Source organism: Bradyrhizobium sp. CCBAU 21365, assembly GCF_015291305.1.
In the GTDB taxonomy this organism is placed as follows: Bacteria; Pseudomonadota; Alphaproteobacteria; order Rhizobiales; family Xanthobacteraceae; genus Bradyrhizobium; species Bradyrhizobium elkanii.
Genome location: NZ_CP030036.1, coordinates 904,758 through 922,004 on the forward strand (window position 1 = coordinate 904,758; position 17,247 = coordinate 922,004).

At 60.6% G+C, this 17,247-nt stretch carries 11 protein-coding genes and 4 pseudogenes; 9 read left to right on the forward strand and 6 right to left on the reverse strand.

Annotated features, from left to right (window positions below; genetic code table 11):
- Positions 1–105 precede the first annotated feature (105 nt).
- Positions 106–1,293: a cytochrome P450 gene (locus tag XI02_RS04170; RefSeq protein ID WP_244436112.1), complete on the forward strand. Its 1,188-nt coding sequence runs from the start codon at positions 106–108 to the stop codon at positions 1,291–1,293.
- 1,270 nt (positions 1,294–2,563) lie between these two features.
- On the opposite strand, the gene XI02_RS04180 is transcribed toward XI02_RS04170, so the two are convergent.
- Positions 2,564–3,693 (reverse strand): IS3-like element ISRj2 family transposase gene (locus tag XI02_RS04180; protein WP_085967575.1). Its coding sequence is split into 2 segments (ribosomal slippage): positions 2,564–3,441 and positions 3,441–3,693, totalling 1,131 coding nucleotides; the frame shifts between segments, so codons are not numbered across the junction.
- A 132-nt stretch (positions 3,694–3,825) separates the two neighbouring features.
- Here XI02_RS04180 and XI02_RS46205 point away from each other — a divergent pair.
- Both XI02_RS46205 and XI02_RS45015 read left to right on the forward strand, forming a co-directional pair.
- Positions 3,826–5,011, forward strand: a pseudogene (locus XI02_RS46205) (transposase).
- Entirely contained in the window at positions 5,011–5,334 is a 324-nt protein-coding gene (locus XI02_RS45015; protein ID WP_014490252.1) for a hypothetical protein, read from the forward strand. Before XI02_RS46205 ends, XI02_RS45015 begins: the two are co-directional and overlap by 1 nt.
- A 282-nt stretch (positions 5,335–5,616) precedes the next feature.
- Here XI02_RS45015 and XI02_RS04200 read toward each other — a convergent pair whose 3' ends face one another.
- From XI02_RS04200 to XI02_RS45030, 3 genes and pseudogenes are all read right to left on the reverse strand, one after another.
- Positions 5,617–6,150 (reverse strand): transposase, encoded by a 534-nt coding sequence (locus XI02_RS04200; protein WP_011082845.1) that lies wholly within the window; start codon positions 6,148–6,150, stop codon positions 5,617–5,619.
- Positions 6,151–6,484: 334 nt separating this feature from the next.
- Positions 6,485–6,868: pseudogene (locus XI02_RS46210) on the reverse strand (recombinase family protein); the annotation flags it as partial.
- Positions 6,869–7,008: 140 nt separating this feature from the next.
- Complete coding sequence (locus XI02_RS45030; RefSeq protein ID WP_231088716.1) at positions 7,009–7,197, reverse strand: recombinase family protein; 189 nt, start codon at positions 7,195–7,197, stop codon at positions 7,009–7,011.
- Positions 7,198–7,356: 159 nt separating this feature from the next.
- On the opposite strand from XI02_RS45030, the pseudogene XI02_RS04215 reads away from it, so the two are divergent.
- The 6 genes and pseudogenes from XI02_RS04215 to XI02_RS04240 form a co-directional block, all read left to right on the forward strand.
- A pseudogene (locus tag XI02_RS04215) lies at positions 7,357–7,560 on the forward strand (ATP-binding protein); the annotation flags it as partial.
- Positions 7,561–8,828: 1,268 nt separating this feature from the next.
- Positions 8,829–9,470, forward strand: a complete 642-nt coding sequence (locus XI02_RS04220; RefSeq protein ID WP_043900134.1) for an N-acetyltransferase — start codon at positions 8,829–8,831, stop codon at positions 9,468–9,470.
- A gap of 435 nt (positions 9,471–9,905) precedes the next feature.
- Positions 9,906–10,052 (forward strand): annotated as a pseudogene (locus tag XI02_RS04225) (transposase); the annotation flags it as partial.
- A gap of 400 nt (positions 10,053–10,452) precedes the next feature.
- Positions 10,453–12,396: a ribonucleoside-diphosphate reductase subunit alpha gene (locus XI02_RS04230; protein ID WP_014490246.1), complete on the forward strand. Its 1,944-nt coding sequence runs from the start codon at positions 10,453–10,455 to the stop codon at positions 12,394–12,396.
- On the forward strand, positions 12,387–13,460 hold the full coding sequence (locus XI02_RS04235) for a ribonucleotide-diphosphate reductase subunit beta (RefSeq protein ID WP_014490245.1): 1,074 nt from the start codon (positions 12,387–12,389) through the stop codon (positions 13,458–13,460). The genes XI02_RS04230 and XI02_RS04235 overlap by 10 nt, the downstream gene beginning before the upstream one ends.
- 287 nt (positions 13,461–13,747) lie before the next feature.
- Entirely contained in the window at positions 13,748–14,005 is a 258-nt protein-coding gene (locus XI02_RS04240) for a hypothetical protein (protein WP_014490244.1), read from the forward strand.
- A 744-nt stretch (positions 14,006–14,749) separates the two neighbouring features.
- Here the strand turns inward: XI02_RS04240 and XI02_RS04245 are convergent.
- The gene (locus XI02_RS04245; RefSeq protein ID WP_011082835.1) at positions 14,750–15,343 is read right to left on the reverse strand and encodes an outer membrane protein; all 594 of its coding nucleotides are present in this window, start codon (positions 15,341–15,343) and stop codon (positions 14,750–14,752) included.
- A gap of 1,293 nt (positions 15,344–16,636) precedes the next feature.
- Complete coding sequence (locus XI02_RS04250) at positions 16,637–16,888, reverse strand: hypothetical protein (RefSeq protein ID WP_014490241.1); 252 nt, start codon at positions 16,886–16,888, stop codon at positions 16,637–16,639.
- Positions 16,889–17,247 lie beyond the last annotated feature (359 nt).

The window sequence follows — 17,247 nt, forward strand, 5'->3', positions numbered from 1 at the left end:
TGGACGGAAGCCCGGATCGACCGACCAGGCGAAGCTTTTCGGAGTTAGGGTGCGGCAGCAATGGCGGAACAGAAACAGGGGCCGGCGGCGAAGTTCCTGAAATGGATGATCGCCAAACATCCGGATGCATTGTTCGCATTCATCCGGCGCGTCAGGCCCAACCTGGCGTTGGGCGCCGCGGGGCCGGTGTTCATCACCCGCTTCCCCGACGTGCAGGAAGCGCTGAGCCGCCCCGACATCTTCAACGTCACCTATGCGCCAATGATGGACCCTTCGGTCGGCCCCTTCATGCTCGGCCGCGACTGCACCGAAATAAACCAGCGCGACAAGGGTATCATGCGCGCCTTCATGCGCATGGAGGATCTGCCGGCAATTCGCCAGAAGGTGCGCAGCCTCGCCAATGCGTCTGTCGAAAAGCAGATCTATACCCAGAACCAGATCGAGGTGGTCAGCACGTTGTCGCGCCTGGTGCCCATTCAGCTGACCCGAGAATATTTCGGCTTTCCCGGCCCCGATCTGGCCTCGATGTTCCGCTGGTCGCGCGCGACGCAATATGACATGTTTCACAACCTGGACAAAGATCCGAAGGTGCACCAGGACAACATTGACGCTGGGCAGGAGATGCGCGCCTATCTGACACAACTGCTCCCGCAGCGGCGCGAGCAGCTGAAAAATGGGGCGCCGCTCGAGGACGTGTTCAGCCGCCTGCTGAATAGCCATTTTGACGATTCGATCGGCTTCGCCGACGAACGCATTATTACCAATATGATGGGCACACTGGTCGGCGGGATTGAGACCACATCGGCGGCCATCGTGCAGCTGCTCGACGAGTTGTTCAAGCGCCCGAGGATCCTGAAGGAGGCCATCGACGTCGCCAGCAGCAACAACGACCATCTGATGTATCGCTATTGCTGGGAAGCGCTGCGCTTCAACCCGATCAATCCGTTCGTGGTGCGCCACTGCCGGACCGATTACCGGATAGCCAAGGGCTCGCTGCGCGCGACGACAATCAAGGCCGGCAGCACGGTGCTGATCTCGACCCGGTCGGCGATGCGCGATGGCTTGCAACTGCCGGCGCCGTCCAGCTTCGCGATCGACCGGCCGGAGTCGGTCTACATGCATCTGGGCTACGGGATGCACACCTGCCTCGGCGACCAGATCAGCCGCATCCAAGTTCCGGAAATCGTTCGCCGCATCCTGCAAATCCGGGGCGTCCGTCCCGCCGCGGAGATTGACTACGCAGGAGGGCCGTTTCCAGAGCGTTATCCCATCACCTACGACACGCCGGTCTGAAGGCCGGACTTCCCAGCAACGAGCCGCGAGTACCGATCCGGCCGCTGGCGTGGCGGCCTCTGGCGTCAGCACTAGGTCGGTCGTCGCGAAGTCTCCGTCACGCGATGCGCGTGAGATGCGTGAGGCAATAATCAATCGTGTCGGTGGTGTGTTCCGCTTGCGAAACACATCAATAGATGAGAGGCAGAGCTTCGCATGCGCGGCTACTACATTGGCTTACCGAGGAAATGGTTTAAGCGAACGGAAGCCGTACGCTGAAGCGGGCCTCGGCAACCGGCAGTTATGCACGAACATCGCGCAATCAGCGCAACAGCAATGATACGCTCAAACGGCACCTGCAGGATCACCATTACGCACGACGCCGACGACTACAAACAGCGCATAGCATCGAGCGCTGCTTCTGCTCGCTGATACACTCTTTCGACGCTTGGCACCCGTTATGACAGGCGAATAGGACAGGCGAACCGTAATTTTACCGGCTTCTTCATCGATCTCGCGGCCGCATTGGTCTGCGGTTGCACGCGTTTCCCCGTAGCTGTCCGGATTGGCAAGTGTTGGAACACGGTGTTCTACTTGAAAGAACACCGGCTGAGGGATTTTATACTTAAACTGTCTTTTCACTAAATTCCGGTGGCGAGGCCGCGGGACTGCATCGTCTCGCGGCCCCATTGATTTTTCGTCGTTGAGGTCCGGGCGAGCTCCTCCACCGAATTCCGACTCTTTACTCCCAGAAGGGGTAATCGCTTCGATCGCCCGTTGGCATTCAGACGCGTCAAATTCGGGCCGTCGGCAAGTCCTCGCTGGACAGCATTCCGGAGTATGTTGTCGTGGAGTGCACATGGCTGCTGCCAACCTGATCGACAGTAGCGACAGCGATCGTACGAAAACGCGCTCCGCATCGAACATGGCGCGTGCTGTTTGACGTCCCAAGATGGCTGGAGTTCTCCCATCGAGACAGCTTCGGCCGAGCTTGTTTGGCTTTCTGGCTCTGCCAAAGGGCAGAGCCAGACTGATACAACAAAGTCGGCTCGCTGTCGCGCGCGCCATCGAAAACTGCCCCCTCGACGTCACGAGGAATTGCCCCCTCCTTGGATAGCCGAGGAGAGAGCGAATGAACGAGGAACAGAGCTGGCCCCGGTTGTTTGGACAGCGCCCCGCTGGATTTAAGTGGATTCCTGCCGGGTTATGCTGAACGCGGGGCTTTACGATTTTGTCGTTGCGTCGGGAGGGCGTAGCCCGACCAGAGCGACGACAAAATCGTCGGCGACGGTCATGCGGCCATCACCATAGCTTGCGTGCCGAAGTAAGCCTCGTCGGGCGTGCGCCCGTCAAGGCTCGAGTGAGGGCGTCCCTGATTGTAGAAGGCCAGATACTTGGCAATTGACGCTCGCGCCTCGGACACGCTGTCGTAGGCGCGGAGATAAACTTCTTCGTATTTGACCGTGCGCCAGAGCCGCTCGACAAACACGTTGTCGCGCCAGGCGCCCTTGCCGTCCATGCTGATGGCGATCTTCGCGTCCAGCAGCACATCGGTGAACTCGAGGCTGGTGAACTGGCTGCCCTGATCCGTGTTGAAAATCTCGGGTCTGCCGTGCTTCGCCAACGCCTCCTGGACCGCTTGGACGCAGAAGGCCGCCTCCATTGTGATCGAGACGCGATGGGCCAGGACCCGTCGGCTGAACACATCGACGACCGCCGCGAGATAGACGAAGCCACGCCGCATCGGAATGTAGGTGATGTCCATTGCCCACGCATGGTCGGGCCGCTCGATCTTCAATCCGCGCAACAGGTACGGGTAGATCTTGTGACCCGGAGCCGGCTTGCTCGTGTTCGGGCGACGATAGACCGCCTCGATCCCCATGCGCTTCATCAGCGTCGCGATGTGGCGGCGACCGGCGTATACCCCCTCCCGCCGCAGCAACGATCGCAGCATACGCGCTCCCGCGAAGGGATAATCGAGATGCAGCTCATCGAGCCGACGCATCAAGGCAAGGTCCTCGGCCGAAACTGGCCGAGGTTCATAGTAGACCGTGCTGCGAGCCAGCTTCAGGACCTTCGCCTGGCGCACGATAGAAAGATCATGACCGCGGTCGATCATCGCTTTGCGCTCAGCAGGCCCGCCTTGGTGAGCGCGCCGGACAAAAAATCGTTTTCCAACGCCAGCTCGCCGATCTTGGCATGCAACGCCTTCAAATCGACCGGCGTCTCGGCCGATGTCTTGTCATGCCCAAACACGCCGGCGGCGCCTTCCAGGAGCTGGTTTTTCCAGATCGTGATCTGGTTCGGATGAACATCAAACAGTTGCGCCAGCTCCGCCAGTGTCTTGTCTCCTTTGACCGCAGCCAAAGCAACCTTCGCCTTGAATGCCGGAGAATGCGTCCGGCGGCTCTTCTTCGTCATCTTCGCTCCTGATTCGCAGCAAGAATCCTCGCCGCTGTCAGGCAGAAAATCCACTCAAGCTACTGTCCGAATTTGCGGGGCCAGCTCTAACGAATCAAAGGCTTGTCGTGGAGTAATTCACAGGGGCAGGTGATGAATACGCCGGATGACGTGACGGAGATGTTGCACCTGAGGGTGTGTGGGTGAGGTCTGAAGCGGATTGCGCGCCAGCTGGGCTGCAGACGGTGAAGGACTACGTGGCGCGGGTGGGTGAAGCCTTCAAGTCGCCTGAGCGGGCGAAGCGGGTCATGGCCTTGAAGGCTGGCTGCGCGAGAGGTTCATTCGACATCGCGGCAATGCGGATGCGGTCCGTCACGACCTGTTGGCCGAAAACGGCTTGGCGGTCAGCCGGCGAACGCTGCGACGCGCCGTGCAGCCCTACCGCCAGGCACTGAAGGCCGAAGCTCTGGCGACGACCCGGTTCGAGACGCCCCCGGGGCGGCAGCTACAGATCGACTTCGGCGAGCGTCTGGTCGATATCGGCGGGGCGAAGGTCAAAGCATTTGTGTTCGTGGCGACCCGCGCCGAAAAGCAAGAGCACTGGTTCGCTGGGCTCGAGAGCGCATTCACGACCTTGCCGGAGGAAGTGCTGAAGGACAATCCACGCGCGCTCGTGGTGCGCCACGACAGGTGAGCCGGTCGGTTCAGTTTGACGACAAGCTCATCACGTTCGCGAAGCATTGGGGCTTCCGTCCTCGCGCCTGCGCACCGTATCGGGCGCGCACAAAGGGCAAGACGGAGAATGGCGTCCGCTACGTGAAGAAGAGCGTGATCGCGGGGCATTCCTTCGCGAGCTGGGAGGCATTCGAGACGCATCTCGCCGAGTGGGAGGGCGGGGTGGCGAACGTACGTATCCACGGCACGACGGGCGTGGCGCCGATCACTCGCTTTGCGTGTGACGAGGTACACCGGTCGAAGCCGCTCGGCGTCGCTCGGATCGCCGCGCGAACTGGCCCGCGTCGTCGGCAACGATTGTGCTGTCGAGATCGATACGAACAACTACGGTACCCTGGCGGCTGATCAGCGAGCGCGTGGCGGTGACGGTCGCGGCTGGCGAGGTGCGCATCCACCATGGCATGCGCGAGGTTGCGGTCACAGGCAATCGGAGGATCGCCGGCTGCGGATCGTCGAGTTCGCCCACCTCGACGGGGTTGCCTGTCGCGATGGCGCGGTCTGCCAACCAGCAACCGCGACACCGACAGTGCCGGCGCCTTCACCACTGCCCTCGTTGTTACGTCCTCTTGCCGAATACGAAGCTACGATCGGAGGGAGCTTCTGATGGTGCGTACAAAGAAGGTCACCGAAGCACCAATCGATTGGCTGGGGGCCATGCTGGCGCGCTCGCAGCTCTCCGGCATCCGCGACCAGCTCGACAACCTGCCCGACGAGACGGCGCGCGTGAACCTGTCGGCGCGTGAGACGCTGATCCTACTGTGCGAGCGCGAGGTCGTGCGCAAGGATCATAGACGCAGCCGTCGATCGACCGAAGCAGATCCGCGACCTGGCCGCCGTCACGTTGGATCGCCAACGGCGAGAACGTGCTGCTGCTCGCGCGCTCGAGTCAGGTTCATGCTGCCCACCTCGCTACCCCCTTGGAGTTGAGTTTCTTTTTGACCCGGATCGCCAGACGATGGCCGCCGGAACCGCCGCGCCCTTGACTTGGGGATGTTCCAGATCAACCGCTTTGACCATCCACGGTGCGCCTTTGCACAGCTGCTGCGCAGGCAAGCTCTGTTCTTCGATCAGACGGCGAGCCGTCGAAGGACTGACTTTCAACGCAGCTGGGCGCGCTCGTCCTCTCGGTAGGCCGCGATGGCGTGTTGGTTGCGCAGACTGCGAACGCGGACGCGGACGCGGGCCCAACTGTTGCCACGCCCTGTCGACCTACTGGCGCGGTTGAGAACCGCGGCGATGATGCTGTCGGGCATCTGACGCGCGAGGACACGAACGAGATCGACCACATCCGCCGCGGTGCTCGCCGGTGCGGTTCCTCCTCACCTGCAATGCCGTGTGATCGCCGCCATGCCAGTGGACAATCAAGTCCAGCACCTCGTCGCGCATGCGCACAACGATCTCATTGATGAAGCTTCGGATGATCCTGTTGCGCGTCGCAGCTGTTGCACCCGGACTTTCCCAAGCTCTCTTGAGTTCGGAATCAAGCGCAAGTAACCGATCGCGATCGATGTCGCTCAACGTCATCTCCGGCGTAGCCAACAACGTGTCGCGCTTGCCCTCAAGCTCGCGGACAGCGACCAGGCGTTCGTTCCAGCGCCGCTCCAGCTCGCCGGCAACAAGGCGATTGTCCGAATCGACAGCCTCGTATCGCCGAGGAGCGCGAGTTGCCTCGTAGCGTGCCTGCTCCAGAGTCAACTCGAGCTGACGCAGCTTGTCGGCGTGTTCACAGCCGCGCGCTTCCATGGCCGCCAGCGCTGCCTGTATACCCAGCGGCTGCAGCCGCGCGATGACCTCCGCGCTGATCGCGCGATCCGCGCGCAGACCGCCTAATGAGATGCACGGGTCTCCACCATGGTTGATCTGGCTACCGCGGCAATGATACCGCCCGACAGTACTGTGCGTACCGCTGTAGGTAACGTGAAGTTTGCGGCCGCAGTGGCCGCAACGAAGAACCCGCGAGCCGGCCTTCGCCGCTGCGAACCGAGCCTCGACTCATGAAGCGTTTTCCGTTGGCGTTGTCGGTGATCAGGCCCTGATTCTTCTCGAACTCCGCCCACGTAATGTAGCCCTCATGGTGGTCCTTGATCAAAACCTCCCAGTCGTTGCGCTCGCGCCGGAAGCCCCGCACGATCCTCTTGCGGCCGGCCTCGATCGTCACCCGACTGCCCGAGCGCCCGAAGACATAGGCGCCAGCATAGGCGGGATTGGTCAGGATGTGGTAGATCGTATTGTACACTGGTAACTTCCATTCGACGTGGCGGCCCTCGGGGCCATGGCCGCCCCCCGGGCAAAGTGATTCGCTCCTGCCGTAAGCAGAGGTGGACCTGGCGCGGTGTCTGCATCTCGGCAAACTTGGTGAACACGAGTGCGAGCGCCTCCTGAATGCGCCGATCAGGGTCCTTGTCGATCCGATCGTTGGAGACCTTGAGATAGCCGATGGCGACGTTGAGGAAGAGCTCACCCCTGCGTGCCTTCTGCTCCAAGGCTTCAAGCGAGCGTTGCCGAACGATAGACAGCTCCATCTCGCTCATCGTGCCTTTCATGCCAGCAGAAGGCGATCGTTGGGATGGCGAGGATCGTCGACGCCATCCTCATCGACGATCAGTGTTCCAACGAGCCCGTAGAACTCCAGGAGCGTATGCCAATCCTGCCGTTGCGCGCCAGCCGAGAGGCCTCACTCGAGACCACAGCGCCAACTTGCCCTTCGCAAATGGCGGCGAGCAGCTTCTCGAAACCGGGACGCGCGGTGCCGCCACCAGAGCGACCGAGTTCGTCGTCGATTGCGGCCACCTCGCTCCAGCCCAGCTGCCGGGCAAGGTCGGCCAAGCCGTACTAGCGGCGCTCGCTCTCGCGGTTGTTGATGACCTGGTCTGCCGTCGACTGGCGAACGTAGACGACGGCCTCAAAGCAGATCCGCCGCTTCCGGTGGATCGTCTACTGGAGGCGCGTCTTCTTGCCGCGATCCTCGACCGGCTCCTGCACCACCGCCACGTGCTGACGATCCGCGGCGACAGCTACCGACTCCGCGCCAAGAGTGGCTTCATCAAACCGCCGACCGCCGGTGACGGCCGTCCGGTCGGCTCCGCCTCCCTCCGTCCCGTCACCGGCGGAAGCGACCATCAAACGTCCGATGGTGGGGGCAGTTCTTCATGACGAAAAGGGGGCAGTTCCGGATGGCGTTCGACAGACTATGCTCAAGGTTGAACCCGGGCCAACTCAGCATCAAGGGCGGATAGATCCCTACCTATTCTGGGGAGGTCTTCGCTACATTGCCTTCTGATATGCTGCCCCGACGACTACAGTTTTCCAAGACAGAACGAAACAACATGACTCACCACGTGGATCTCGGACCTGGTGTGGCAAGCATACCAGCGCCAAGAAATCTTCCAAACCGTTCCGATCAGGGAGTGAGTTGGAACAAGTCCTACGAAGCCATCAACGCTTGTGGCCAAAAACCTCTTTTACGAGAGTTACTCACGCAACTACGTCAGCCTGCTGTCTTTCCCACTATGGCAAGGATCGCGGCGGATACAACTGACCTGGGCGTCAAGTACGACGAGGGCACGACAGCAACGTTTTCGCTCGATAGAGCTAACGCCGTTGTGCGAGCGATCGACACGCCTGACGATCAATCAATGCACGAAAGCTCTCGCGCGATCCCAAGTTGCGTTGTTCAGTAGGTCGACGGCGGCAGCGTCGTGGTATCCAGTCCCGTTGCCTTGATCCGACAATCGCGAATCGCGGCGATGATGCGCCGAGACAAGAACATCAAGGAGCGCGGACAACATGCGATAATTGGAAAGCCGCTGTACTACGCATATGAGTCTCGCAGACGAAAGCTCTCTCTGCCGGTGACCGCGGACACGACGTTGGCAATGGAGGTTTCGCACTTAGCATGTGTTTTGACCAAGAAACTTACGAGAACCGCTCAATACGAGACGAGGTGATGATTCCTTGCCTAGTCTGGACCTCGACGCGCGACACTTGGCTGGCTGTTTGCTCGTGCCGGAGCCCGGTTCAGGCAGCCATCGCCCGATGTTCGCCATGCCCTGACTTCTTCGCACTTGCAATATCAAAGGCGTCCTCATGTCATTCCCTTCGCGGACGGTTGCAGGCTGCCGAACCGTGTCGACCTTGAGAACGTCGGAGCTTCCTTGGGAAGGGCGGGGCGGGTTCCAGATAGGGCGTGGAAGCGCAGAAGCCCGCCAGGAATATGTAGATCCAAGCATTGCCTACCAAGGAGCCTTCGTCCGAAGTGGCCGTCAAAGTCAGCCGTCTGAGACAGGCGGAGATCTCGGAAGGGAAACCAAATGCACCCGGCGAGTCCCCGTCGGTGCATCCATTCCGCTCACCGTCAGATGTGTCGATGCCATGCTCCTCCTTGGAAGGCCAATGCCAAAACAGAGCCCCGAAACGACTTCATGACAGAAGAATCAGATATCAGATCTGCGAACGCAAACATTCGTGCAAGCACTGTCTGGACAATTGTGCTCGGCTTTGCCGCGGATCCGTTGATGCGTTGGAGCTGGCCTGACCCAAGGCAATACCTTAGAAGCATGCCTCAGTTCATTGACGCCTGTGGGGGCCGAGCATTTGCACATGGCACAGCCTACGTCGCGGGAGAGATTCGTGGCGCGGCCCTGTGGCTGCCTCCCAACGTGCAGCAAGATGAGGAGGCATTGGATGCAATCATGGCGCTATCCCTGCGCCCGGAGATTACCGAGGATATGGCACACTTGCGGCGGAGAATGGCCGAACATCGTCCCCACGAGCCACATTGGTATCTGCCACTCATTGCCGTCGATCCGAACTGGGTCGGAAAAGGGCTTGGCACGTTGCTGATGAACTACGCCCTTCAACGATGCGATGAGGACGGCATTGTTGCCTACCTCGAAAGTTCGAACCCTGAAAACATTCCCTTTTACCAACGTCACGGCTTCAAGGTCGTTGGTGAGATACAACACGGTTCTTCGCCGCCGCTCACGCCAATGTTGCGAACGGCTTCATTCCGACCCAGCAAGGCCGCGCCGCCGGATCGGCTCGTCACCCAGACTCAAGCATAGCTCCGCCTCATCCCGTTAGGATTGATTGCCAATAACCTGACATGACCGCGTTCGGTCAGGACGGCTTATGTTCGCGGCCAGACAACTGAGCACGTGAGGCGGCTCGCCGGGCCTGCGAAAAGCATACCAATCGTCTCTTCGGCAAAGTTGGCACGTCTGATGTGAGAGCTGGCGGGGTCAAATCCACTAAGCTGGGATATTGCCACGGGCGGCTGCATCGATTTGCGGTCGGGCTCCAGACAATTTTTGATCTAAGGCCACAGAAAGCGATGAATGGCGAGACGCGTATGGCTACCGAAACCCGATCCGGCCCAACTCAATTCGCGGACCGCGAACCGATCGATGCCAACATTCAGGATGTCCAGGGTTGCTGTTCCCCTGTTGGAGAATTTGCGACGCCACTTCCAAAGGTTTGAGCACATCTTGGCCGATCGCAGGCGCTGGGTCGTCGAGCGCACCTTTGCGTGGCTCGGCAGATGTGGGCATCTCTGCAAAGACTTCGAAGGTTCCGCCGCTACCGAGCTCGCCTGGCCGCTCGTCGCCCATCTGAGGCTCCTAACTCGCCGATTGGCCAGGCCTTGAGACATCTATGTTTTTTGAGTGAGGCTCTCAGGACAGGCGCTCGGCGAATTTCGAACCTCGACCTCGGGGCTGCTCCAACTGGTTAACTTGACTGTGCCGTCTTGACGAGTCTGGGCAAAGGCTTCTATATGTGGTGTCGTAGTGGTTTTAAATTCGCATATATGGTGGCACGGTGTTAGGGGGGAACCCATTGTGTCGGCAGCGGCTATTCCGAGGCATTAGCGCGACAGCGCTGGGAAGGCCGACAGCCGCAGCGACCCGCGAGCCAGGAAACCTACCGCGACAGAACCCATGTCCTCGGGCGGGGTGCCCGGTGGGTCGCTTGCAGCCGGGGACATTTGCCCGGTCCCCTCGCAAGTCGTCCGCACGGTCCCAGCCCCCAAATATCACGGGGTTGCCGATGTCGGCGTCTTACGATTTCGATCAGTATGGTCATCTCATTGAGCTGCCGAGTGTGCGGCAGCCCTCAGCGCAGGCAAAGCCTACCACACCTGAACTGTGTCTTGTGCAGCCCCCAGCATTGCCGGCTCCCCTGCCGAGGCCCCCCGCGCGATCGCCAACTCCGTCTGACCTTTCGCTCGATCGGTCGCGCGACGACCTGCTGACCTCGTTTGGTAGGCTGACGCTGACCGACCGCTATCTGCTCGCCGGCGAAGGCCTCCAGGACATGTTCGCCCGAGTGTCTTGCGCCTTCGCGGACAATGTTGCGCATGCCCAACGTCTATATGATGCGATGTCTCGGCTGTGGTTCATGCCGGCCACACCGGTGCTCTCCAACGGCGGCACGACGCGCGGCCTTCCGATCTCGTGCTTCCTTAACTCAGTGTCGGACTCGCTCGAAGGCATCGTCGGCACCTGGAACGAGAACGTCTGGCTTGCTTCCAATGGCGGCGGCATCGGCACCTACTGGGGTAATGTTCGCTCAATCGGCGAGAAGGCGAGGGGCGGCGTCACCTCGGGCATCATCCCGTTCATCCACGTCACGGACGGCCTCACGCTGGCGATCAGCCAGGGCTCGTTGCGGCGCGGCTCGGCGGCGGTCTATCTCGATATCCACCATCCCGAGATCGAGGAGTTCCTCGAGATCCGCAAGGCGTCTGGTGACTTCAACCGCAAGAGCCTCAACCTACATCACGGCATCAACGTCACCGACGAGTTCATGTGTGCCGTGGGCGCCGGCACCGCATTCGCTCTGCGCAGCCCGAAGACTAACGAGGTCGTCCGCGAGATCGACGCCCGCCAGCTGTGGCAACGCATCCTTGAGAACCGGCTGCAGACCGGCGAGCCTTATCTCTTGTTCATCGACACCGTGAACCGTGCGCTCCCCAAGCACCAGCGCGAGCTCGGCCTCGAGGTCTCGACCTCCAACCTGTGCAGCGAGATTACCCTGTCGACCGGCATCGATCATCGCGGCGAGGAGCGCACCGCGGTTTGCTGCCTGTCGTCGCTCAACCTCGAGACCTGGGACCAGTGGAATGAGGAGCCCGGCTTCATAGAGGACGTCATGCGCTTCCTAGACAACGTGCTCACGCACTTCATCACGGTGGCGCCGGACGGAATGAAGCGTGCCCGCTACGCCGCCCTGCGCGAGCGCTCCGTTGGCCTCGGCGTCATGGGCTTCCACTCGTTTCTCCAGGCCAAGGGCATTCCAATGGAGGGTACCTTGGCCAAGTCATTCAATCTGAACATGTTCCGAAAACTCCGTCGCGAAGCCGACGCCGCATCCGTGGCGCTCGCTCGCGAGCGTGGCCCGTGCCCGGATGCCCTGGAACGCGGCGTGATGGCGCGCTTCAGCCACAAGATCGCAATCGCGCCGACCGCCTCGATCAGCATCATCTGCGGGGGCACCAGCGCCTGCACTGAGCCGATCCCGGCCAACATCTACACCCACAAGACGCTATCCGGCGCCATCTCGGTGCGCAATCCGCACCTCGCTAAGGTGCTGGCCGCGAAAGGCGCCGACACCTCGGCGACCTGGGAGTCGATCATCGCGCACGACGGATCGGTCGCCCATCTCGACGTCCTGTCGGAGCACGAGAAAGCGATCTTTCGCACCGCCTTCGAGATCGACCAGCGCTGGATCGTCGAGCTTGCCGCCGACCGCGCCGCGTTGATTTGCCAGAGCCAGTCGATCAACCTCTATCTGCCGGCCGACGTCGATAAGTGGGACCTCCACATGCTGCACTGGACGGCGTGGAAGCGTGGGGTGAAGAGCCTCTACTACTGTCGATCAAAGTCGATCTCGCGCGCGGCGTTCGCCGGCAAGATTGCCGGGGATGCAACGCCGACGCAGCAGCCGGCGCGGCAGCGCACCGACTATGAGGAGTGCCTCGCATGTCAGTGATCGATCTATCGCGCGCCGATCCGCGCACGTTGATCGGCAAGGGACGCGTCGGCCTCCTTGACTCGACCGGCAGCTACGACGTCGATCGCTATGCCTGGGCTTACGAGTTCTGGAAGCGCCAGCAGCAGACCCACTGGATGGGCGAGGAGGTGCCGCTCGGCGCCGACCTCAACGACTGGGCTTCGGGCCGCGTCACCGACAGCGAGCGCGCGCTGCTCACCCAGATCTTCCGTTTCTTCACTCAGTCGGACATCGAGGTCGGCGACAACTATTTCAAGCGGTACATTCCGATCTTCCAGCCACTCACCGTCCAGATGATGATGGCCGCTTTCACTAACATGGAGACGGTTCATATCGACGCCTATGCCCTGCTACTCAAGACGCTCGGTATGCCTAAGACCGAGTTCGAGGCATTCCGCGGCTATGCGCAGATGCGCGCCAAGGCGGACTACATGCACGAGTTCGGCGTCGACAGCGTGGCGGATGTCGCCCGTACCCTGGCGATGTTCGGCGCCTTCACCGAAGGCATGGCCTTGTTCGCCAGCTTCGCCATGCTGCTCAACTTCCCACGCCACAACAAAATGAACGGCATGGGACAGATCGTAAGCTGGTCAGTGCGCGACGAGAGTCTCCACTGCGAGGGCATCATCAAGCTATTTCACGAATGGCACCGCGAAACCGGCGCGGTGACGCGCCCCGTCCGCGACGACATTGTCGACGTAGCCAAGACCATGGTGAAGCTGGAGGAGAACTTCGTCGAGCTCGCCTTCGGCCTTGGCAAGATCGAGGGGATGCTGCCTGAGCATATCCACGCCTACGTCCGCTACGTCGCCGACTGGCGACTGGCCCAACTCCGGATTGCCCCGGTCTTCGGCTTCTTCGAGGCGAAGGAGGGCGGGTTCACCCAGCTCAAGGCGCATCCGCTGCCGTGGCTCGTCGAGATTCTCAATGGCGTCGAGCACGCCAATTTCTTCGAGCAGCGCGCCACGGAGTACTCCAAGGCGGCGAGCCGCGGCAGCTGGGACGGCGAAGACGGGGTGTGGGCGACTTTCGGCCGTATCTAGCCCATTTTATTCATGCTAGCGGCATTGACAGCGGCAGGCGCCGATAGTCGTCGCCGTCACCCGCCAGCATGACAAAGGCATAGAACCGGACCTCCTCATCGTGGCGTCTTGATTGCAGCGCGACAAAGCCGGACACACAGATGGTTTGTTGGGTTAAGCCGGTACATGCGCTCCATTGCTGATGGCGGCTAGGGTTTACAGTATTTCCGCAGGTCGGTGAGGTGGGTCTCGTCAACCACCTTCATGAAGTCAATCAGCGCAACACGGCTACGCCCTTGAGCAGACGAATGTTCTCGATGATCGCCACGGCCGCCCCCCTCTTAGGGCTAGAGGGGATTACTATCACGCAATCGGAAGTTGTAAAGAGGGGCAACCCTGTCAAAGGGGGTCATCTTCATTGCAGCCCGGTCGGATCAGGCAAACCGATTTGTTCTTCATCCCCCTTCGCGTTTGATTTCGTCGCCGACCCACTGGCGGTCTTCCTCGGCCGTGGCTTCGCGGAGGTGATCTACTACGAGCAGACGCTGGCAATGCGGCTCGGATGACAGCCGCGTTTCTGTCCTAACACAAGAGTTCCGCTTCAGCGCTGCCGATCCACCTCTCGAGATTTTGCATCCGCTCTCCGAGGCGCTCCCAATTGATCCGCGCCAGCGGGGGTTCGGCAGGCTGATCGGGCGCAGAGATCGGCAGCGACGATGACGCAAGCCATCACGTCGTCGACGTTATGTCCCACCCTCGCACGAGCGCCGCTTCGACCGCTCGTCGGCCTTTCGTCCGAGGTGGCCAGTGCGGCCTCGACCTGGTCGACCAAGTCGTAGCACGAAGGTGCGCCCGGCTCGCACCTCGGCTCGCATTTCAGTGCGCTGCCTGTGCGATGAGCGTGCTGCGGCCGACCGGAACGATTGTAATCGATGACCTGTGTCTCCCTAAGCGAGGGCCGGGTTAACTACGACGGTCGACAAAACTATTTTTTGCCTCATCATTCTCCGACGGCCGGAAAGCCGACGGTGATGCAGGTGGAGGCACGGGGCCGGGAAATCGGCGCAGCCAGCCACTAAGCGGCTGGCGTTCGACCACGGCAGCACGCTTGAGTTCGCCGCGATCTCGCCGTGGCGCTGCGTCATAACCAGATCAGCCAGATTCCTTTGAACCACGCCTAACCAGCTCGAGCCGATGTACCGACAAGAAGCCGATAGCGCTATTGATGCGAGTCCCTGTTGCCAAGGTTTCTATGCCGCGATGCGGCTCAGGATATTGGTGCGAACCCGCGCCATTTTGGCGAAGATCGATCAATAGGTCGTGGCGATCACGCCACCCCACCGGTAGTTCACACGGACCAAGCCGATATCGACGTCCTGACCGATACGGGCAGTCCCTGCAAAAGTGCCCACCGGAACACCCACGAGTCCGGGTGAAAAAAAGAAATCCACATCCCGACGACCCATGAACAGGTGGTCGTATTCAACGCCGATGGACCAGTTCGGAGCAAAGCCAAATTCAAGGCCCGCCCCTACCGTGCCGCCCCAACGAGTTTCGCTGCCGTTGTCGATAGTGAGCCCGGTCGCAAAATCGGAGACCCGGTATTTGTCACGGACGACTGCAGCCCCACCTCTTACATAGAGCAGCACGTTATTCCAAGCATAGCCGACTTGGCCCGTGAACAGGCCGAATGCATCAAGCGTGGAGTCATCCCGGACGCCTGCGAAAGCAAGGTTCGCGTTGGAGCCCTTGAAATCGGCCCAATTGCCCTGCGTCTCCAGACCGAACACCGAGTTCGCTATTTGCCAGCGGTAGCCGATGTGACCGCCCACCGTGCCTCCCGTCGCATGATGGCGCCCCATGCCAACGGGCGGAGCGACGACCACGCCGCCGGCGTTGACCACGTCCCAGCACTGCCGACGTAGAAGCCGCTCCAATCATAGATCGGAATGACCGCCGGAGGCGCTTTGAAGTAAGGCCGCGCGGCCGGATCAACGGCAGAGGCAGGAGCAGCCAGCGTGTTGAGGGCTACCGTGCCCGCTAGCAATTTTTTTATTCTTCTGAATCCCAGTTTCGAATTCGACGCCCCCGACGGGATATTGACGACGATTGCCACGTTTCCGCCACCTCCATCAACTGCAAGGGTTGGTAGTTGACGGGGTCGCAAGCGCCGCCTGAGCGGCCGGTCGATGGGCAAAGTGCATGTCGGGTCGGTCGCGGATGCTGTCCGCCGACTGTTGATTAAGTGGCTTGACCCGAAAATGTCTAATCGCGGTTACCCGTCCTGCGCGGCTTCGAGCACATCAGCATGACAAGAGTCAGCGCATCGACAGCGAGTCAGTTTCCTGATTGCAGCTGCTCCGCGTGTCCTCGTTCCGCCCGTATCGACCGTTCGTCGGCCATTGGATGCAAGTGTTCCCGCTTACGGCGAAGCTTCGACGGACGAGCCGCATTCAATCCATTTCGTTCCGGGCGGACGATGCATCCGCAGTAAGACGGAGGCGTGTGTAGGGGCCGGCGATAAGGCTCGGCGCCGCATCGAGTTAAGAGTCCAGAATTTCTTGCTGCGGCTGGCCTTCTCGATCACGGCCAGTACCCTCTTCGATACATGAAATTTGAGCCGCGAAACAGGCCGAGCGACATCCCGAGAACTGGCTATTCCAGGAGCTCTCACAGAACTCCCAGCCGAGTTCGGTATTGAACGACTGCGCTCGGAGCGGCCGACTACGGCACCCATCTCCAACAGCCACGTGAGCCGGTTGCTGGAAGACCGGGCGCCGTGTCGTCTTCGCCTTCATCGTCACCGAGTTCGATGCAGAAGCTGCAACGGCGCAGTTCGGCAAGGTCGCCGATCCGCTCCGTCCCAAACTCGAAGCGGCGATGATCCCTGAGTGCGCTCTCGCGCATCCGAAGCTGAGCAAAGGCGTCAAACGAACGGCGCCTTCGAGAGCTATCGCACGCTCGATCCCGTGGCTCTGCTGGCGGAGATGAGGGACGCCAAGATCGAGCTCGGCACGCGTATCGGCGCCCGGCCGCCCCTTGCTTGCTGCCAACGGAGGGAGAGGCTACTGCGATAAGAAATATCATGTCTTGTCGATACGGGCTTAGTCGTGTCGCGTGATCATTTTCATTCACGACGCATCCTCGATTGTCGAATTAGCGAACCAGGTTCAAGGCATTCGCTTTTGCGGAAAATGCTACCCCCTGCGCCGAAATGTTACTGTCCGCTGCAATCGATTTGGTTCGGCTTGATACCCCGGAACTGTCCACGCAAGGCTGTGACTGTGATTTGTTTTGACGGGGTCTTCGTTGGCCCACCACGCATCATATTCATACGCTGATTTCGGGAGGGAGCGACCGATAAGCATCTCGATGTCGGCAAAGGTCATCTTGAGCGAGGCAGAGCTGTTTGCGACCAGCTTGTCTCTCAAAGGGTTATAGATCGACATCGGGCTCCCCCATCCAACGATCTCATATTATATAGCCAATCCGGACTTTTCGTCACCAATTGCGGATTTTGTCCGATATTTGTCGGTTTTCGTTCGCAGCGGCACTGACGCCGCCGCGACATCATGTCGAGCAGCAGCCACGTCTGCGCCGAAGGCAGGCGGACGTACCACCTTTTACGGCCCTGAACATCGGCCTGAGCGGCTCTCGAGCAATGAAGCTACCGAAACGATATAGCCTATCCGGAGACTTTCGTTCATCTCGATGTGTTAGGCCCGCTGGCATTGGCATATGTTCGAAGAAAAGCGCGAAGCCGTGCCTGCCATTGAGATGCCGGTTTCGGCTCTTGTGCTACAGCATC

Excerpts from the sequence above, each read along its gene's own strand:
- XI02_RS04220 (WP_043900134.1), top strand. The coding sequence starts at position 8,829 with ATGACAGAAGAATCAGATATCAGATCTGCGAACGCAAACATTCGTGCA.
- XI02_RS04250 (WP_014490241.1), bottom strand. The coding sequence starts at position 16,888 with ATGTCGATCTATAACCCTTTGAGAGACAAGCTGGTCGCAAACAGCTCT.
- XI02_RS45015 (WP_014490252.1), top strand. The coding sequence starts at position 5,011 with ATGGTGCGTACAAAGAAGGTCACCGAAGCACCAATCGATTGGCTGGGG.
- XI02_RS04240 (WP_014490244.1), top strand. The coding sequence starts at position 13,748 with ATGTTCTCGATGATCGCCACGGCCGCCCCCCTCTTAGGGCTAGAGGGG.
- XI02_RS04230 (WP_014490246.1), top strand. The coding sequence starts at position 10,453 with ATGTCGGCGTCTTACGATTTCGATCAGTATGGTCATCTCATTGAGCTG.
- XI02_RS04200 (WP_011082845.1), bottom strand. The coding sequence starts at position 6,150 with ATGGAAGCGCGCGGCTGTGAACACGCCGACAAGCTGCGTCAGCTCGAG.
- XI02_RS04170 (WP_244436112.1), top strand. The coding sequence starts at position 106 with ATGATCGCCAAACATCCGGATGCATTGTTCGCATTCATCCGGCGCGTC.
- XI02_RS04235 (WP_014490245.1), top strand. The coding sequence starts at position 12,387 with ATGTCAGTGATCGATCTATCGCGCGCCGATCCGCGCACGTTGATCGGC.